This is a genomic window from Lysinibacillus sp. RC79 (assembly GCF_041262405.1).
In the GTDB taxonomy this organism is placed as follows: Bacteria; Bacillota; Bacilli; order Bacillales_A; family Planococcaceae; genus Lysinibacillus.
Window position 1 is genome coordinate 1 of record NZ_JBGCCD010000005.1, and the last position, 16,926, is coordinate 16,926.

The following is a 16,926-nucleotide window of genomic DNA, read 5'->3' on the forward strand; positions in this document are numbered from 1 at the left end:
GGGGTGTTAAACTATTCAGCTATAGGCATTAAAAAATATATTTTTGTGGGATAAGACAATAAAAAAGGGTCACTTGGGATAGGAGTGACCCTTAGTAACAAGACTTCGGAGGTGTAAGGCTAAATTAGCTTTACATTACTATTAATATGTCGTGATAGCTTTGTTTGTATAGTTCATTGCCTGAGAAATAGATTAAAAATAAAAAAGCCGAAGCGTCGTCAAACACTACAGCTCAGAATTGGTTTAAGACCTTATTATAAGGTTTGTACGTATGAGCATGATAATACATAGGAATGCAAAACTATGTTAAAAGAACAAAACAAGGTAAAAAATTTTACTGAAATGGATTGAGGATTATAGCTGGATGATTGAGTCTATTGAGGAAGCAAGGCAACCGGTAGCGATAGTGGATAATAACTGCTACATTGGGGCTAAAGCGGCTAAGTATGGCATTGAGCCAACACTTCCAAATGCGCGTGGTGGACAGTGATCCGGTATTTATTAAAGTGCAGTGACGTGAGTATTCCAATAACAATCGCATTTGGCAATATGACATTAAGGTTGCTGAGGCGCAAAAACGAATCCCATTAGTGCATTGGGTAGAGAAAATTGAGGCGCTTCACAGGCTGCTTAATGGGAATAGCATGCGAGCAATTGGTAAGCATATGAAGTTTTCCAGTACAACGATATTTAGAGTCAGAAACAAAATTTGATGGTGAAGTAGTCGAAAGGCTGCTTTTTTGTTTTTCAAAAAGATTTGATAATTCAACTAAAGATGAAGTTTTGTTGAAGTAGAAGGAATTTGTTGGAAGTGTGAAGAAGTAATAAAGAAAAATAAATTCTTTGTGGGAGGGGATAATTTGAAAGTGATAGACAAAATGGAGAAGTTTGATTTTGCAACTTTAGAAATGAATGATGAACAAAAAGAATTTGCCTCTGCTTTAACATTAATTACTGAAGGAAAAGAATATTTGGCTGCAGAAATTTTAAAGAATCTGTATTGTGAGTCTCATGATCTTTCATTGCGAAGTGACTGTGCCAAGATTTTATTTGAGCTTTATTTTACTAAATCCGAATGGAAACGATTAGAGATACTCGGCCTTCTTGATGATCAAAGCATAGATAAAAGCAATCGTTTAATTGCGAGAGCTTGTAGTAAGTCGGAACAAACAACATTCTCCTTCTTAAACGATGAAATATGTATTCCTATGAAACTAAGCATCTCTGGCTCTCCAACGGTTGATGTAATGATTAATGGAAATAAGAAATGCTTCTGGTTAGATACTGGAGCAGGGATGACGGTCATCTCAAATGCTTTAGTAAGTGACTGTAATATTAACATTGTGAAAGATGAAGAATTGGAGGTTGGAAATTCAACAAACCAAAATTTCAGTACCGATTTGGCCATCATCGATTCATTTGTCATACAGGATCTGACGATTCATAATCAACCTACATTGGTGTTAGCGAATGATTTATTAATGATTCAAAATCCAAAAACGGAAGAAATAATGCAGGTAGACGGCATCATTGGATGGGATATCATACAACATATTTTTCTGGAAATCGACTATGGACGAAAACAGGTCATAATTCAGAAACCGCAACGAAAAGAAGGTGTGGAGAACAATCTTTTCTTCTGTGGGTATCCGATTTTGAAAGTGAAAGGTCAGAATCAAGTTCCGTTGTATTTCGGTTTAGACACAGGTGCAAATAAAACCCATTTTGGACAACCGCTCCTGTCGAAAATCGATGATCTTAAAATAGCGAAAAGAATGATACATTCTGGAGGCTTCGGTGATGTTAAGGAAAGAGAATTAGACAGTATAGAAAGTTTAATTGTTAATCTGAATGAGAATCAATCAATCAATTTACACAACGTGAGAGAGATGTTGACAGATCTTGCTACTTTTTTCAAGCTAGATGGTGTTTTTGGTAGTGATATTGCTAATGATGGGCGTATGGTGATTGATTATACGAATAGAAAGTTTGAGCTTGTATTTAACTAATGATGCTTCCAAGAGTCAAACAATTATTACTTTGTATTTAATCTTGGTATAAGGTTTTATTATCATAACTTTATAGGAGGTAATAGTTCATGCCCTTATTCAAATACGGAGTGCTAAAAGGTAAAGTTGTTGACGTTAGAACTGTGGATTCATATGATAAGACGCCTCATTACGAAGTGCATATTCGAGCAACAAAGAAGGATAAAAGTGAGGAAGATTATAGGATTGCGATCAATGTTGCCTCTAAGGTAAAGCCTTCAGAAGTCCTATATTTTGTTAGTGAAGATTTCAACTCTAATCAAATAACAATTATTCCAAATTACGAAGAAGGATTTACAGAAGTTACTAGTGAAAATCGCGAAATTGCTTTAGATTATATTCGTGGTGGCTTATTTGATCCCTCAAAAATGATTCCTCTACCTGCAACAAAAAATGGACCAGACAATGACTTAAATGAGAATGTTAATAAATATATGCAAGAGGCAATGACTAAAAGAGCTACAATTTATGCTTACGGAGAAAAATTTAAAACTGAAAATGAAAGAGATAAATATTTTGGGTTTTCTCCAGGTAGAGGCATTCATGATATTCATATGAATCAAGGAAATAGTAGGGATTTTAGAACAGACGACGGGATATGGCAAGATGGTGGTGTACTCATTCATTTTGAGGAAGAAAATAGATGGGTTGGTATATTTCTTGCATTCCAATCGCAGTCTTGGTGTACAGATGACAATGGACATGCAACTAAGCCAGTTAGTGAATGTAACCATATAAATAGAAAATCAGAAATAGAAATTTTAAAAATCTAATTGAGCATAAACGGTATTAGATCATCTTAGGTTGTCTTCACAGTTAATAGAGTAAAAAAACATTGATATATCAATGTTTGTAGAGGATAAATGAAGCTGATTTTGCAATAGAGCAAGCAAACAGCAACATTTATCCTATTTTTGTTCCCAAATTAGTTTTTTGAGAAGTATACAGATAAATTTTAAGTATATTGAATTAAATCTAATGAACATAAACTACTTATAGAATCATGAAATCGTCACTGAACTAATATGGAGATTACATACAATCAATAAAGGATCATACAAGAATTTAATTTCAAATAAAAAGGTATTAATGTTATAATATGGAAATTAGGAAAATAGTATGCAATAAATGTCATTTTATTGAAAACACTATGAAGTGCTTTTCGTATGAGGGGTAGAAAAGGAGGTCAAGATAAATGAAAATTACCATGCGATATGGAGTTGACGCTCCATTTTGGGTTGCCTTTTTAATTATTATCGGTCTGGTATTTACGTTATTGGGTGTGTTTGGTTCAGTCAATGGATTTGTATTGAGCTATGGTTTGATTTGTCTTGTGACTGGCCTATGGATGTTTACATACTCAACAACAATCAAAATCGCACACAGAGAGGTGATTTTGAGCCTTGCACAAGCTAAATCAGGTGATGAACTTCTTGATGTGGGAACAGGTCGTGGACTTTTAGCTATTTCCGCATCTCAAAGGGGTTGTAAGGTGACAGCCACTGATGTTTGGTCAAAATGGGATTTAGGAGGGAATGGAAAAGCTAAACTACAAGCTAATATGGTTGCTGAAAGTGTGGAAGAAATCGACATCATGGAGGCCGACGCTCGAGAACTTCCATTTTCGGACGGAAGTTTCGATGTTGTTGTCTCAAACTTCGTGGTCCATAACATTAAAAGTGTTGAAGAAAGAAGGAAGGCGATTCTTGAAATGTGGCGAGTTTTAAGCCCAAATGGTCGATTAGTCATTTCTGATTTCAGTAAAACTGCTGAATACATTCAAATATTGAATTCAGTTTCCAATCGCGTTGAAATAAAGCAATTTTTTTATACATTTCCGTTTTCAAAAGCTGTTATTGTGCAAAAGATTTAAGAAATCAATAAACAGAAAAGATGTATTTACTAAAAAGTTCATATAACAAGGGGGCAGAAAAAGGAAATGATGATTGTAAGTTTTCTTTTAATTAGTTGGATATTAAGTTGGTTTAAGTTTGACGAGTTGTTTATTCAAGCACTCAAGGAACTATTTAACAAAACGGCGACAATAGCAAGTTATTATTTTATATTTTTTTGTATTGGGGCATTTGGAGACTTAATCTTATTTTTTAACGGAAATTATATAACCAATTTATTCAGCTAACGACCAGATTAGGGAATAAAGAAAACAGCTTATAACATGAAAAGCACAGAACTCTCTGTGCTTTTTTAACCTTCAATCTCATAATAATGAAGACCTTCTGGAGAACGACTTCCAGCAACTTCATCATATTCCTCAATCATTAGCTGAGTTATTGAAGAAGTTTAACATCAAAAGAACTACTTTTCACGGTCTGAGAGATACTCACGCATCATTTTTGTTTGCTCAAGATATAGATATTGCATATGTCTCAAAGCGATTAGGTCACATTAATATTCAAACCACACAAAATTATTATCTGGAATTAATGCCAGAAAAAAAGCACCAGCAAGATGCACATGCTTTAAATTTATTAAGTTTTTTTAGCGAAAACTAAGTATAGAAAGGATAATATCTTTGAACAGATCAGTATTCGAAATGCATTGGCAATATTATTTGTCCATTGAAAATATGTTAGTAAAAACAAATCAATACGTAACACATTCTGACAAAAACAAAAATGTGTATTCCGATGAGTTTGCATCTATTATATTGTTACCTTGTTCGGAACTAGATTCATTATTTAAACAGCTCTGCATTAATAACGGCATCGAGAGTAACGGTAAGTATTTTAAAATGAAAGATTATGTCCAAGTTATTGAAAAACGCAATGATTTTGGTCTAGCAACTGGTACACGAACGATAAACGATGACAATATAGTAATTTTTCCATTTGAAAATATTGAAGCTTCAAAACTATATGCTAATTTGAATTGGTGGAAAGATTATCAATCAATTAAACACGATAGAATTAAAAATGTCACAAAAGGAAACTTATTAAACGCGGTGAACTCAGTTGCAGCTCAATTTATTATTCTAAGACTATTAATCGAGTTTATTGATGAATCCAATGGACGGGATTATTTAAGGAAGAATTATCAGTCTGAATATTGGATTCCGTGTGTATAAAAAAAGCACCAGCAAGATGCTGATGCTTTAAATCTGTTAAGTTCTTTATGCGGTTTAAGCTGATTTGAACCAACTTGAACCAAAAAAACTTTGTAAACGTTGATGCAATAAGGAATTGATTAACGTTTTGAGGATTAATCATCAAGCGGGCAGTGAATTTTGCAAGCATCAATGTAATGAAGGTCCACCTCAGTTTCAGCCAAGGTAAGTTAATCGGGAACTTAAAATATAGTCATATTATTCACCTTAACGGTATTACAAACTTTATCTCTCGCAAGCAATACCATCTTTGTCACGATCTTTCGAAGCATTTGCTTTATATAGTTCAGCTGATACAAAAGGTTTGTATTTTGTCTTTCCACCTTTGTTTTTCACATTGGCATCCTTAGCAACGCCACCTTTGTAGTCTTTATTTAACTCTGCGCAATTTTTGTATGTTTTCGCTGCTGCCTCTATTGGTGTCGGGATGCTCATTGTTCCACCGATTAATAATGCACCTGCGATAATTGAAGTAGCTAATTTTTTCATAAATGTTCCTCCTAGAATTATTTTTATCGTTTTATAATGAAATACATAATAACAATAGTAATTTAAGTTGATTTTTCTTTATTATTGTTAATTGATGTAAAACAATAGGTTTAATGACCTTGAGTAAATATTACTATTATGTTTGTGAAAAAACAATATCCATTATTGTTTTATATTTACAATGATGGCTGTTAAGAAGGATATAATGATGTTCCTTTTAAAGCAATCTTTAAAATTAATAATGTAAATGTGAATTATTAGGAATACTATAACTTTAAATGATAGATTCGAGGGTTTTAAAGATGATAAATTTTTTGACATAAAAGTATAGACGATTTCAACGGTGAATATTACAGCATCTAACTTAATTGATTAAATAAAGCTTTTACGGAAAATACCGGGGGCACTGACAAACAGCTGAATTACCTTTTAGTCGGTGGCGCTTTGAATTTTATTTGAGGTGTGAGGGTGTGAGAACGTTACAAACAGAGTTAGGAAAGTTGCAGGTTAAGTATGTTGCTAAATGAAAAACTAAGACCAAGATAGCTTAATGGCTATCTTGGTTTATTTTGTGTTCTGTATTTTTATTGTTAGTGAAATTATTTACAAGTATTACAATTAAAATAACTAAGCTTTTTAGCATAGTGCTTAGAATACCAGGTTCCATCAATTGATTTAATGTTATACTGAAGCCGAATATTATAACTACACCCAGAATGGTCTTTATCCATGGATTCATTTTGTTACCTCTTTTATATGTATTTATTTACATTTTATTGGAGACGAATGATAAAGTAAATGAAAAATCTTTATAAAAGTGTGGGTGAAAGGCAATTAAAAACAGTAGTATATATAATAATGAAACCTATAATTTGATGTAAAGATTGTGAAGAAATGTACTTGAACTCCCATGAAAGAACGTAATAATCTTTCATTTTCTGTGGTGTAGCGTTGATTTTTTAGCTACATGGAAGGCTAACGGTGTAGTTTAGTTGAAGAAGAAGGGTTTTAGGGAATGGCATTGAATAAGTTAATATATGTTAATTGTTGCTTGAGGGCGATATGACAATAAAGAAAATTTGTGCCATAACAAAATTATCGAAATCAACCTTGTATCGAGCACTTGATAAAAGAAAAAATAGGGGATACTTATGAAAATAGAGCGCTTATTAAAAATTATATTTATTTTATTGAACAAGCAAAAAGTAACTGCTGAGGAAGTTGCCAAACATTTGGCTGTCTCAACCCGAACAGTTTATCGAGATATGGATACTCTATCACTTGCTGGATTTCCAATCTATGCTGAACAAGGAAATCTCGGGGGATATCGCCTAATCGAAGGTTATTATTTTCCTCATAGTTACTTTACAGAAGAGGATTTACGTCTAATCAAGGAAGCACTAACGAGTACGATGACTTTACATACTGACAAGGCATTACAGAATATCCTTGCAAAAATAACCTTACTTAATGAGTCCAAACCAGAAAATTCAATTGATTTTTCTTTCTTAAATAACAAGGACGGAGTTAAGGTAACCGATATTCGACAAGCGATTAAAGATAAAAAGTGTCTTACTTTTTCTTATGCAAAAAAAGAACAGCTTGAAACTAAAAAAGTAAAACCAATTCAAGTATTCTTCTATCATTTGAGTTGGTACCTGTTCGGTTGGCCAGAAAATGAGACGAAACCAAAATTTTATCGTTTATCTCGAATACATGAACTGAAAGTTGGAAATTCAGTATTTACCGAATCCTTTGAATACTTAGACGGTTATCAGGGATTTTCAAATTGGATGAAATCATTAGAATCAGAAATAGTTAAAATCGATATAGTTTTACGATTCCCTCTAACCAGTTCTCAAGAGGTGTTTGATTCGTTTCCCGAAACAAACATTGATAAAAGTGGCGTTGACCATTTACTAGTTAGAATTTCTTATCCTGATGAAGAGTGGGTTGTAAAGTTAATTCTTAGTTTTGGATCCCAGGTCGAAGTCCTTTCGCCCAAAAGTTTTAAAAATAAAATAATGGCTCATATAGAAAAAATGACTCGAATTTATTTTACCTAACTTGACAATTAGTTGTCAGGTTAGTGATGGTATATTATTTTTAAGAGTTGTTACTAACTCCGCAAATTCTAACGAAAGAAGATGAAATAACTATGGTACTGAAAAGCGACTTAAATCTTTTAAATTGGACAGAAACAGAACCCGTTCATTCCATTGCTCAAGCAACAGCTGAATATTCAATCGAAGGAGAATTTAATGGGATCTTGCATTCAAACTATACGATTTTTTATTCGGAATATAATAAAGAAGATATCCATAAATCAACATCAACTTTTATTGGATACAGCTTTTTTGAAAGTTCAGATAATAAAATAGTTGATAGTATGTTCTTTGAAGAAAAAGGAATCTTTGCTGAAGGCGTCACTTCTGGAGAGTTGAAAAGTAAGATGGCCAATGGAAATTATTTTTTAGAACAAGGAAAAATGATCATCACAATAGAAAAAAAGAATAGTTAAAACTGAACCCGAACAACTTTGAGTATTATTTAAATGTTGTTCGGGTTTCTATTGGATTCTCTGTACAGATGATACACTGACCCCTAGTAGTGCATACTGGTGCGGTAACTAATTGTGGGGTAAGAGTGAAAGTGCTAAAGAAAGAATTGATTTATACATCAAACCGAACAAAGAACAAACCTTCTTGGACTAGCAAAGTGCTTTAGTTTAATAAGAAAGGACTTGCGTTTATGATTGAATTTCATGTATGCAAGTCTTTTTGTTATGCTTCCTCAAACACTCCTGTAGCTTCACAAATGGCTTTGTAGCAACGATTAGAAACCTATGTAAATGATTTCTCTACTTCACTATCAACGCTCACAGGCTCGTTAAACGCTTCTAAGAGGTTGCTATTCAGCTCTTATAACGGTCAATCTAATTTGTTGCACATTTTCCATTTCCCTACCAACTCATGCTTTGCCATACTATGATTTCTATACATATAAATTTTCAGTCAGTAAAAAAATAGACACTATGCAATCATAATAAAAGACAGTCGTCTTTAAATCTAAGTGATTTTGTTAAAAAATGGTTAATTGCGTTATTTGTAGCAATTATATTATTGTTTTCAGGATGTACTTTACTAATTAATAGTCTACTCCCAAATGAATATGAAGTACTCGAAAGTAATTGGAACATTTATTTACCTAAAGCAAATGAAGTAAAAGATATATTAACAACAGAAGCTAATTTTCACGGTGATGGAGAATGGTTTGCATTGTTCGGTTATTCAAAACCAATTGGTTTGAGTAATACAAGCTATATAAAACTTACTTCCAATGAAATATCTGATGCAAATAACAGAATAGCGCAATTCAAAAAAGAACAATTGATATTCGTCAAAATTCCAAAGAAATTGTTGAGTAAATGCGTACGAAAATCAAATGTACACACTAAAAAAAATAGTTTGAATAAATTACTAGAACACATAAAAAAGGAGGCGTTTTTTTGAGTTCACGTAAAAAACGTTCATTCAGCCATTGTGAACCATGTAGTGATGTTGTTCCGGTATCAGAAGTATTTAAAGCAATAGATATAGGGAAAATCCCCCCACAGGCAACACCGGCATATGGAAATTTCTTTCGGGTAAATCCCGTAACGCTTAACGCTAATCAACCAATGCGATGGAACGGTACTGGACGAACGGCTGGAATAACTTTGAATCCTGATACAGTTACGATTGAAGTCGCCCAGGCTGGTGATTATTATATTGATTACTATGCACTTGTGGAACTTGATTCAAGTACTGCCCTTGATGCACTTATGGGAGTATTTGTGAATGGAAGTGAGGTCAATCCTATTCAAACTAGATATGGTGTTCAAGACCTCGAAGCCGATAGGGCTTTATGCACACCAGTTTCTGGAGGAACAATTATATTTATCCCTGCCGGTGGAACTGTCCAATTAAGAAATGTACAGGTAACCCCCTTCAGTACTTGCGATGGTCCCGCTCTAGCTGCTTCAATTAACCTGATTAAAGTAAGCTAATTATAAGAAAGGTCGATTATCTTCATAAGAAACTGACCTTTTTTCCATGTCTGACCAAATAGTTTTAAAAAATCGGCCGTGGTTGTTAAAATTTGATTAGATGTAAATTACATCTTTATAAATTAATGGGTTTACCGCGAGTGAGCAGGAGGCACAGGATTAATGGAATTAAATAAAGCAGAGCCAGTAATGGACTAGTTGGATGTATTATAGATGAGTGGACATACCTCGGTTAAATCAATAGAATTGAGCATAAGAGAGGACGTGTCCGACCATGAGTCAAAAAAGTACAATAAAGAATTCAAACAAACAGTAGTCGAACTTTATCGTTCGGGTACGCCGGTCAATCAATTAGCTAGCGAATATGGTGTGTCAGAAGTCACAATTTATAAATGGATTAAAATCCATTCTCCAATTGAAGGAACTGGGGGAGTTAACTGCAGCTGAAGTAGCTGTTATCCAGAAGGAAAACCTTCGCTTAAAACAAGAGGTAGATATCCTAAAAAAGGCTATGACCATATTCGCGCAAAAATAGAAGACCAAGAACTGATCGACCATATTACGAAAGAAAGCGAGCATCAACCCGTCCAATTGATGTGTCGCATTTTAAAAATGCCTAAAAGTACGTATTATCAATCATTTCACAAAAAGCCGAACAGCTATCATGTCGCCAATGAAAAGCTACTCGCACGCATTCGCGTCATTCATAAGGAAAGTGACGGCCGTTATGGTGCACCGAAAATAGAGTAATACGTTCGAACGACGTTACCAAGCAGTGAAGTTAGGACGTAAAAAACATTGATGTGATAAGTCTGAATACTGTCGGGCAGCAAAGAAGTTAGAAATTACATTCGAAATTGAGGATTTACTAGATTAGGCGGTGGAATTGGATGAACAATGTACCTACAAACGTTCGTTTTATTGCCTACTTGGACTTTCAGACAGGCGAAGAATAATGATAAAATCAGTCGCTTAGTGCTGGAATATAAGACTAGGCTTGTCATTTCTTGCGCTTACCCGGGAAATTATTTCTTATTTCCTAACCTGAGTAACCACTTTCCGAAAAAAGCCACTCATTTAAGTGGACTAAATTATTGCTTCAACCTTCCTGTTATGATGGATACCGGGAAATTATACATGCCGAGTTCATTTGATTGTTTTTCAGATATATTCATAGATACTGTCCCAATATCAACATATTCTATCGTTAATGTTTTCCAACCTTCTTCTTCTAGTAACGCATCGGATGCTTGACTGTACATAGACACAGCAATATCTTCTGGTGGTAAATTGAATTTGTTTGGCGCTAAGTCTATTACTGCTTTAATCTCGCCATTTTCGACGGTTAAACTAATTAATTTATCGTTCTCACCCATACCTGAATACTCAAGTATTCCTTTTGCTTCATCTGCGGAAATTTTTTTCTCTGTTATGTCTCTAGTTTCCTCTTTTGTTTTCTGTTCAGAAAGAGCCTTTTCCTCAGCTTCTTTAGCTTTTCGTTCTTCCTCTTTATTAGCTTGTTCAGCCTCCTTTTCTTTCGCTTTATCTAATTCTTCCTGAGCCTTATCTGTTTCTTCAGCTTTTTCTTCACCACAAGCTGAAAGTAATAGTGCAGACATGGTTCCTATGTAGATTAATTTTTTCATTGTGTAACCCCCTCTATATTTCCATTATAGGAAATATAGCGTGAAAAGCACATGTGAAAAACAGACAACTGTAATTAGTTATCTTATTCTCAAAGAAGAGCCGGCCACAACCTTCCATTTGCACTATTATATATAAGTAGAGGGGGATGGAAAGTAGATTAATGTTTGATTTTTTTAAAAAGTCTGCTACTATAAAAACAGAAACATTAGTTCTTATTTTAGGAGGCGCTTTATGAAAAAAATGTTTTTATCTTCTTCGTTTTATGATACTAGTCATTTTTTGAAAGATTTCGTCGGAGACAACATTGAAGGAAAAAGAGTTACTTTTATTCCAACTGCAAGTTTAGTTGAAGAGGAAGTACATTATGTAGATTCTGCAAAAACAGCCTTTGAAGAGTTGGGAATGATTGTAGAAATATTCGAAATATCAAAAGTTGATAAATATGAAGCAGAAGAAATATTGAGGAAAAATGATTTTATATATGTATCTGGAGGAAATACATTTTTCTTACTTCAAGAGTTAAAAAGGTCAGGGATAGATCAATTAATTATTGAACAAGTTGGTTCTGGTAAGCTATATATAGGTGAGTCCGCTGGTTCAATTATAATGGCACCTGATATTGAATATGTAAAATATATGGATGAAATGAGTAAAGCGCCGCATTTAGAAACAACTATGGGTTTAAATCTGATTTCATCATATCCTGTTCCTCATTTTGGACATGAATACTTTAGTAGTATGATTGACGAGGTAATTACTAATTATAACAATAAAATTCCACTGACTCCGATATCTAATTCTCAAGTAATTTTAGTTCGAGATAATGATATTGAAATTGTTTAAGTATCTAAAAGAAATGTCGGATATAAAGAAGTCACACTTTCCGTGTACTGAACCTGAAAAGTTAGACTTATTTCGGAGAGGAGTTTTTCCTCTCCACTATATTAATTTAAAAGCTCGATTTTTGAATCAAACCATTGTTCCATGAAATTTATGTGTTCTCTAATTTGTTCTTTTGTGTAATTTTCATCCTCTGAGATATAAACCTAAAGTATTAACAAATTCACAAGGTAAAATAGTTGAAGGCTATTATATTCCGATAAATAGCTTACCTGTGAAAATTGAATATGTTCATAGTGATTATAATGATAAAGTTACATTATTGGAGTACATATTTGAAGAAAATAAATCTTTAATAATAGAGTTTTCTAGGGACAGAGAGCCAATTCTTTATATTAATTTTGAACGAAATATAAAAACTGCGAAAAAATTTAAAGAGGAATTTCCGATAAATATTCAAATAGTCCCTATGTTAGGTCCATTAGAAGAAGAGATTCATGATATAAATCACATTAAATATTGGTCTAATAGTAAGAGAGCATCTAGGTTATTTAGAAATATTTTGTATTATGATAAAGATGAATTTGAGCTATTTAAAAACACAGTAAAAGATACTTGGAATGGAGTAGTTTTACAAGCACCTGAAAAGGAAAGTTATTTATCTAACACTATTCATATGTTCTATTCGGAAGATAGGATAGATAGAGAAATTAATTTTGCAGGTAACGGGTTCCAAATTTGGCTACAATTACTGACGCATATTATAAAAAATAAAAATGCTGATTTATTAGTTATAGATGAACCGGAAATTTATTTACATCCTGATTTACAAAGAAAATTAATATATATTTTAAGACGCATTGCTTCATTAGAAACTAAACTTGAACATATCAATCAATTGAAAAAGAAATTCGTGAGAACGTAGAAAAGCTAGAAGGATTGGAATATAGAATCGCGAAGCTTCGCTTTATCGATGGAATGACATATCAAGAGATTGCAGATAAATTGGGGTATTCTTATGGCTATATTCGTAAGGTGGTATCACAAGGTAACAACCATGCTTGCCAAGTCGTGATATATTTACAGATGAAGAAACAGGCAATCACAAATGAATAGACGTTTGCGGAGACGTCAACACTACAAGGTCACATCTAACAAGGTGTGGCTTTTTATTATACCTTGATAGGTGGTATTGAAATCTACAACGAAACTTTTCACCTCCAATTCCGTAGAAATAATTGGAAACAAAATATGAGTTGTGGGTGAATAGATAATGAGAGATTTTTTAAAGGAAATTATTAAAGAAGTTAAAAGGCAACTAACAAACGAACAACCATCAATTGAGAACATTTTAGATGGAACAATAATAGATTGGCTCATACCTATTTTCGATTTCATACTGTTCCCAGAAGTCTATCTTTTCTTAGCTTCTTCATTAATGTGGAAAATGATTTCTTCATTACTACTGGCAGGTATGATTATTATCATTGCTTTGTTAATAGAAAAAGTTATAGAGAAAAAGACTAGTAAAGAAAAGGTTGAAGAATTGGATGAAAAATTGGCATGGTTCATACTCGCTCCAAGTCTGTTCTATGGAGTAAAAGGGTTAGCCTATGGTTTTCTTTTATTCAAACCAATGTTGTAGCTATAAGCTATCTCATTTCGAGATAGCTTTTTATTATGTATTTAATTGTGAGGGATGAACAATGATTAAAGAGGAACGTAAACAGAAGCTAATCTCATTCATCTATAACTGTGAGTTAATGAAATTTTATAAATCAAAAGAGTGGATGACATTAAGACAACAAGCATTGAAGCGAGACAATTACGAATGTCAACTATGCAAGGCAGCTGGTGGTTATCACAAAGCAGAGAACGTTCATCATTTGAAAGAAGTGAAGACTCATCCACATCTATCCTTAACTTTAAGTAACCTACAGTGCTTATGGATTAAGTGCCATAACGATGTACATGATCGTCTAGAGTCAACGAGGGCGCCTAAGTTTACCAATGAAGAGAGGTGGTAGCATGAATCTAACTGATGGGACATGGACATATGACACAGAGATTATAGATGCAGTCATTACGAACTCACAACGTGATTGGTATGAGCGAGACATGCTGAATGCTTTCACTCGCTATGCTTACTATCGATACAAGCAAATAAGAGATTGTGTTAACGCTCGTAAGTGTAAGCACATGACAGTAGATAAAGTGCGTGAGCAATTAAAATCAGCTGATAAACTTCAATTCACGTGTGAACTGTTACGAATTATAGCTGATGAAGTGAATTACATTGTGGAATTCGCTGATCAACATTTGAAGTATGTAAAATAACACCCCGGGTAAAAAAATTCGCAATTTATTAAGGGAAATGTTCAACGAGTAGGGTTCAGGAATGAATATATTTTTCAGATTTCCGCGCGACAACATGCACACTAAATTGTTGATGTATAAATATGCAATAGGAAAGGTGGGCGGTAAGGGTGCAAAGTCATGAATTAGCATTTGAAGATTGGCTTGAAGGTATGAAATATAAGGACATTGCAGGAAAATACAACGTCAAGGAAAATACGGTAAAATCCTGGTACAAGCGATACAAGTGGAAAGAGAAGAAGGAGCAGTGCACACAAGAAAGTGGGCAAGAAGCGGTAACAATTGCACCCGAAATCGTTGAGTTAGTACCAGGTAATAAAAAGTTGCGTAGAAGGATTGAAAAGGATCTTCGAGAGCAACTTTTTGAAATGGGAGCAACCCAGGCACACTTTATGGATTTATTTGATGATTACCTAGCTATGTGGGATGTGAAAAACATGCTCATTGAGGATATTCAAGAGCGAGGTGTCACAGTTCCAGGTGCTCGCGGTGAAAAGAAAAATGATAGCATTGGCGAGCTCAATAAAACGAATGCACAAATGCTTAAAATATTAAGTGAACTGGGACTTAAAACAAGTGAGATTAAAATAGAAGGTGAGGATGATGACAATCGCTTGGTTAATAGCACCTTCATCAATCCACACATTTTCTTGTGTTAATTTCTGCTCTACTAATTCGATTAATGCAGCTACATCTTTACTGACTAAAATTTCACCACTGCACATCCGAAAAACAAGCTAAGACATCGTTTAACGATTTATTTGATGTATTAGAAGATCACTGGAAGATATTCAAAAAACATTTCAAAAAAACAAGGCAAGTGATTCGTCACATCAAAACGAAATCTGAAGTTAGCTATTATACAAATAATGCAAAAACAAAAGATGGATTCCGACCAGGAATTGTTGTGTTCGATGAAATCCACGCCTATGAAACGGAAGATAATATTAAAGTATTTACATCTGGTTTAGGGAAAGTACCAAGAGCTCGTCGGATTTATTTAACAACTGACGGAAATGTTCGAGATGGATTTCTAGATCAGATGAAAGAAGAGGCAGAACAAGTACTTCGTGGTGAGATACCAAATTCTCGTTTATTTCCGTTTATGTGCAGACTAGACGATCCAGAAGAAGTACATGAAAAGCGCATGTGGGAAAAAGCAAATCCATTGATTATGCATTTACCTGATTTGATGCTTGAATTAGAATATGATCGCATGCAGAATCAATCATCCATCTGCAAGAATTGATTATGTAATAGAAACAGGGGCAACGGTGATTTTCCTACTTCATAAAGTAGAAGATGTAAATGCAGATGAAATGAAATATCCAACAGAAAAGTTTAAAAAGATGCTTGATTATCTATATTCAAAGCAAGAAGAACTAAACGTACTGTCCTGGAGTGAGTATGCAAATATGGTTTAAGAGAAACGCAAGCGGAGCTTAACGTTATTTTTATTGTCAAGAGGAAATCCTTTCCTTTTGTCGAATTAATTATGTAGATGAAAGGGAGGGATTTATTAAATGAAAACAACACACCATTTTAATACCCTTAATGCTAAATAAACACCTATTCAATAGCTAATAAATATATTTTTAGGAGTGTCGCAAAATGAGTGGTCCCGATATAAAAAGTGTTTTCCCCATGGAAAATATCAGAAGCCTATGTTTTTTAAAGAATGTAGTGGTTAATCCAAATATTGAAATTGGGGATTACACGTATTATGACGATCATAATAATCCTTTGGGTTTTGAAAAAAATGTCCTTTATCATTTTGACTTTATAGGAGATAAACTGAAAATTGGAAAATTTTGCGCTATTGCATCCAATGTCAAATTTATTATGAATGGTGCAAATCATAATACAAATTCTTTTACAACGTTTCCTTTTGGAGCATTTGGTGGAGATTGGGAAGTTGGTTTAGAGAATTTAAGTGGTGGATTCAAAGGTGATACAGTTATAGGGAATGATGTTTGGATAGGTTATAATGCTACCATAATGCCTGGTGTTAAGATAGGTGATGGAGCTATAATAGCCACAAATTCTGTTGTAACGAAAGATGTTCCGTCTTATTCAATTGTTGGAGGCAATCCAGCTAAATTAATACGCTATAGATTTGAGGAGGAAATAATTGATATTCTCAATATCATTAAGTGGTGGAACTGGGATATAGAAAAAATAACAGAATTCATTCCCGTTTTGACAGGCAATAATATGAGTGCTTTAAAGGAACTGATAAAGTCATAATAAAAAACTGTTAACCAGGCAGTAAGAAAATTGAATTCTATTTCTGTTATTACTGCTTTTATAACATAGAAATTAAAAAGCTATATTATCATTAGAAAGAAAAATAT

At 33.6% G+C, this 16,926-nt stretch carries 22 protein-coding genes and 1 pseudogene; 21 read left to right on the forward strand and 2 right to left on the reverse strand.

The window, feature by feature from the left end:
• Window positions 1–364: 364 nt before the first annotated feature.
• The 6 genes from ABH968_RS06200 to ABH968_RS06225 all read left to right on the forward strand — a co-directional run bounded on the left by ABH968_RS06200 (window position 365) and on the right by ABH968_RS06225 (window position 5,133).
• Complete coding sequence (locus tag ABH968_RS06200) at window positions 365–490, forward strand: hypothetical protein (RefSeq protein WP_370043152.1); 126 nt, start codon at window positions 365–367, stop codon at window positions 488–490.
• A gap of 376 nt (window positions 491–866) precedes the next feature.
• Window positions 867–2,009 carry a retropepsin-like aspartic protease gene (locus tag ABH968_RS06205; RefSeq protein WP_370043413.1) on the forward strand — a complete coding sequence of 381 codons (1,143 nt, stop codon included), beginning with the start codon at window positions 867–869 and terminating at the stop codon, window positions 2,007–2,009.
• A gap of 89 nt (window positions 2,010–2,098) precedes the next feature.
• Complete coding sequence (locus tag ABH968_RS06210; protein ID WP_370043153.1) at window positions 2,099–2,821, forward strand: DUF2278 family protein; 723 nt, start codon at window positions 2,099–2,101, stop codon at window positions 2,819–2,821.
• A gap of 422 nt (window positions 2,822–3,243) precedes the next feature.
• Window positions 3,244–3,921 (forward strand): class I SAM-dependent methyltransferase, encoded by a 678-nt coding sequence (locus ABH968_RS06215; protein ID WP_370043154.1) that lies wholly within the window; start codon window positions 3,244–3,246, stop codon window positions 3,919–3,921.
• 394 nt (window positions 3,922–4,315) lie between these two features.
• The gene (locus ABH968_RS06220) at window positions 4,316–4,561 is read left to right on the forward strand and encodes a tyrosine-type recombinase/integrase (RefSeq protein ID WP_483308120.1); all 246 of its coding nucleotides are present in this window, start codon (window positions 4,316–4,318) and stop codon (window positions 4,559–4,561) included.
• Window positions 4,562–4,581: 20 nt separating this feature from the next.
• Window positions 4,582–5,133 carry a hypothetical protein gene (locus tag ABH968_RS06225; RefSeq protein ID WP_370043155.1) on the forward strand — a complete coding sequence of 184 codons (552 nt, stop codon included), beginning with the start codon at window positions 4,582–4,584 and terminating at the stop codon, window positions 5,131–5,133.
• Between the two features lie 264 nt (window positions 5,134–5,397).
• On the opposite strand, the gene ABH968_RS06230 is transcribed toward ABH968_RS06225, so the two are convergent.
• Window positions 5,398–5,607 carry an excalibur calcium-binding domain-containing protein gene (locus ABH968_RS06230; RefSeq protein ID WP_370043414.1) on the reverse strand — a complete coding sequence of 70 codons (210 nt, stop codon included), beginning with the start codon at window positions 5,605–5,607 and terminating at the stop codon, window positions 5,398–5,400.
• A gap of 1,101 nt (window positions 5,608–6,708) precedes the next feature.
• On the opposite strand from ABH968_RS06230, the gene ABH968_RS06235 reads away from it, so the two are divergent.
• The 5 genes from ABH968_RS06235 (at window position 6,709) to ABH968_RS06255 (ending at window position 10,156) form a co-directional block, all read left to right on the forward strand.
• Window positions 6,709–6,816 carry a helix-turn-helix domain-containing protein gene (locus tag ABH968_RS06235; protein WP_370043156.1) on the forward strand — a complete coding sequence of 36 codons (108 nt, stop codon included), beginning with the start codon at window positions 6,709–6,711 and terminating at the stop codon, window positions 6,814–6,816.
• Complete coding sequence (locus tag ABH968_RS06240; protein WP_370043157.1) at window positions 6,813–7,727, forward strand: helix-turn-helix transcriptional regulator; 915 nt, start codon at window positions 6,813–6,815, stop codon at window positions 7,725–7,727. The genes ABH968_RS06235 and ABH968_RS06240 overlap by 4 nt, the downstream gene beginning before the upstream one ends.
• 92 nt (window positions 7,728–7,819) lie before the next feature.
• The gene (locus tag ABH968_RS06245) at window positions 7,820–8,182 is read left to right on the forward strand and encodes a hypothetical protein (protein ID WP_370043158.1); all 363 of its coding nucleotides are present in this window, start codon (window positions 7,820–7,822) and stop codon (window positions 8,180–8,182) included.
• A gap of 987 nt (window positions 8,183–9,169) precedes the next feature.
• Complete coding sequence (locus tag ABH968_RS06250) at window positions 9,170–9,709, forward strand: hypothetical protein (protein ID WP_370043159.1); 540 nt, start codon at window positions 9,170–9,172, stop codon at window positions 9,707–9,709.
• 213 nt (window positions 9,710–9,922) lie between these two features.
• The gene (locus ABH968_RS06255; protein WP_370043160.1) at window positions 9,923–10,156 is read left to right on the forward strand and encodes a helix-turn-helix domain-containing protein; all 234 of its coding nucleotides are present in this window, start codon (window positions 9,923–9,925) and stop codon (window positions 10,154–10,156) included.
• Between the two features lie 644 nt (window positions 10,157–10,800).
• Here ABH968_RS06255 and ABH968_RS06260 read toward each other — a convergent pair.
• Complete coding sequence (locus ABH968_RS06260; RefSeq protein ID WP_370043161.1) at window positions 10,801–11,355, reverse strand: hypothetical protein; 555 nt, start codon at window positions 11,353–11,355, stop codon at window positions 10,801–10,803.
• 232 nt (window positions 11,356–11,587) lie between these two features.
• Between ABH968_RS06260 and ABH968_RS06265 the strand changes: the two genes are divergently transcribed.
• The 10 genes and pseudogenes from ABH968_RS06265 (at window position 11,588) to ABH968_RS06310 (ending at window position 16,819) form a co-directional block, all read left to right on the forward strand.
• Complete coding sequence (locus ABH968_RS06265; protein WP_370043162.1) at window positions 11,588–12,199, forward strand: Type 1 glutamine amidotransferase-like domain-containing protein; 612 nt, start codon at window positions 11,588–11,590, stop codon at window positions 12,197–12,199.
• Window positions 12,200–12,470: 271 nt separating this feature from the next.
• Window positions 12,471–13,121 (forward strand): AAA family ATPase, encoded by a 651-nt coding sequence (locus tag ABH968_RS06270; RefSeq protein WP_370043163.1) that lies wholly within the window; start codon window positions 12,471–12,473, stop codon window positions 13,119–13,121.
• Between the two features lie 14 nt (window positions 13,122–13,135).
• The gene (locus tag ABH968_RS06275; RefSeq protein ID WP_370043164.1) at window positions 13,136–13,312 is read left to right on the forward strand and encodes a sigma factor-like helix-turn-helix DNA-binding protein; all 177 of its coding nucleotides are present in this window, start codon (window positions 13,136–13,138) and stop codon (window positions 13,310–13,312) included.
• 157 nt (window positions 13,313–13,469) lie between these two features.
• Window positions 13,470–13,841, forward strand: a complete 372-nt coding sequence (locus ABH968_RS06280; RefSeq protein ID WP_370043165.1) for a hypothetical protein — start codon at window positions 13,470–13,472, stop codon at window positions 13,839–13,841.
• Window positions 13,842–13,902: 61 nt separating this feature from the next.
• Entirely contained in the window at window positions 13,903–14,223 is a 321-nt protein-coding gene (locus ABH968_RS06285; protein ID WP_370043166.1) for an HNH endonuclease, read from the forward strand.
• 1 nt (window position 14,224) lies between these two features.
• A complete protein-coding gene (locus tag ABH968_RS06290) occupies window positions 14,225–14,533 on the forward strand; it encodes a hypothetical protein (RefSeq protein WP_370043167.1) in 309 nt (102 codons plus the stop codon).
• Window positions 14,534–14,682: 149 nt separating this feature from the next.
• Window positions 14,683–15,231, forward strand: coding sequence for a P27 family phage terminase small subunit (locus ABH968_RS06295; protein WP_483308117.1), 549 nt, complete (start codon window positions 14,683–14,685; stop codon window positions 15,229–15,231).
• A 71-nt stretch (window positions 15,232–15,302) separates the two neighbouring features.
• Window positions 15,303–15,821: pseudogene (locus ABH968_RS06300) on the forward strand (terminase large subunit domain-containing protein); the annotation flags it as partial.
• Window positions 15,822–15,846: 25 nt separating this feature from the next.
• The gene (locus ABH968_RS06305; protein WP_370043168.1) at window positions 15,847–15,996 is read left to right on the forward strand and encodes a hypothetical protein; all 150 of its coding nucleotides are present in this window, start codon (window positions 15,847–15,849) and stop codon (window positions 15,994–15,996) included.
• 187 nt (window positions 15,997–16,183) lie between these two features.
• Window positions 16,184–16,819 (forward strand): CatB-related O-acetyltransferase, encoded by a 636-nt coding sequence (locus ABH968_RS06310; protein WP_370043169.1) that lies wholly within the window; start codon window positions 16,184–16,186, stop codon window positions 16,817–16,819.
• The last annotated feature ends 107 nt before the right edge of the window (window positions 16,820–16,926 follow it).